This window comes from Caballeronia sp. BR00000012568055 (genome assembly GCF_029439455.1).
Taxonomy (GTDB): Bacteria; Pseudomonadota; Gammaproteobacteria; order Burkholderiales; family Burkholderiaceae; genus Caballeronia.
This window is the reverse complement of record NZ_JAQFVG010000154.1, coordinates 1-1,370: the sequence shown is the minus strand read 5'-3', so window position 1 is coordinate 1,370 and position 1,370 is coordinate 1. Positions and strand designations below refer to the sequence as shown.

1 protein-coding gene is annotated in these 1,370 nt (G+C 53.6%); it reads right to left on the bottom strand.

Annotated elements, in window-relative coordinates; all coding sequences use genetic code 11:
* On the bottom strand, nucleotides 1–1,370 hold a 1,370-nt coding region (locus P7F28_RS08180), incomplete at both ends, for a restriction endonuclease subunit S (protein WP_277184010.1).

The following is a 1,370-nucleotide window of genomic DNA, read 5'->3' as shown; positions in this document are numbered from 1 at the left end:
TTGTTTGTCGGCACGGATCACATAGAATTCGCTGGAGCCAAAACCAATCCCATGGACCAAATTTCTTGCGATACCGGCCTTGCCATTTTCAAAGCATGGGGTGACTTTGGCGACGAGCACATCATCGTCCTGAAAGTAGGTATATTGTTTCAGAACTTCGCCAATCGCCCTTTCCTCCTTGGCTTGGAAGAACATCGCATTTTCCTGCAAGTCAGCCATAGGCACAAACGATACAGGCATTGCCTCATCGGAAATCGCTAACTGGGATTTCTTGGGGTTAACTTCGGAAATCTCAGCAATGCTTCGCAGCGGCCATTCCGGCTTCTTCGCGATGCGTGGCGTATAGCTCTCCACTACCTGACGTGAGCCATCGATAATTTTCTGATAGCCATCAATTTCAGCGACGATCTCGCGCTGAACATCAATGGGAGGTAGAGGGATTTCAATTCCAGAGAGTGCGCCTTTGGAGAACTCTTTGAACGTTCCACCCGTCGCCAACGCCTCGAGCTCCTGCACCAATGATTTCATCATGCAGGCCAGAAATTCAGGCACTACCCGGCTGAAGTCCTGAATAACGATGTTCTTGAAGCCTTGATTGGTTGCGGTTGGAATGCGCGCAATCGCAACCCGCCCAATGGTTGCCCGACTGGAAACCAATACGGTGCCGATCGGCAAAAGCTTGGCTGACGAGTTTTTCAAACCCTCGTCGCTGATTGTGCGCGCGGTGTCTGTTACCTGGGTGATGAAGTCGGATTGGGGCAGGTCAACCAAGGTTGCCCACGCCACGCCGCCATTCCAATAGGCTGGCTCGTCGGATTTAGGCGTTCCGCCACTTTCAATCCGGAAAATCGTTTCATCGCCGAGGGATACCATGGGCCAATGATGAGATCGCTCCGTGTCCAACCGATAGCGATCGCCGCTTAGGCTCCAGTCAGCGTTCTCTGCGATCTGCGCCCTGCTCACCCTGTGCGCCAGCTCATTTCCCTCGAAAACACCAGGAATAGCAAAGAAATTCTTCAACGCTTGCTCGGCAAGAGGCAAATCGTTCTGCTGGATAGGGCGACGCTGCGCACCCAATGCGAAGCCATCATTGCCTACCTTCACAAACAACACTTTGTCAGTCTGCTTGGCCAAGCGCTTGTCTAGAATCAGGATGGAAGTTTTGACGCCACTGTAGGGCTGGAACACGCCAGCGGGCAACGAGACGACGGCCACCAGCGAGGTCTGCACCAGCAGCTTGCGCAGCGCCTTGTAGGCGGTACCGCTCTGAAAAATGATGCCCTCCGGCACGATGATGCCAGCACGACCGTTCGGACTCAGGTGCTCGTGGATGTAGTCAACGAACAGCACTTCCGAACGCGTGGCTTGAA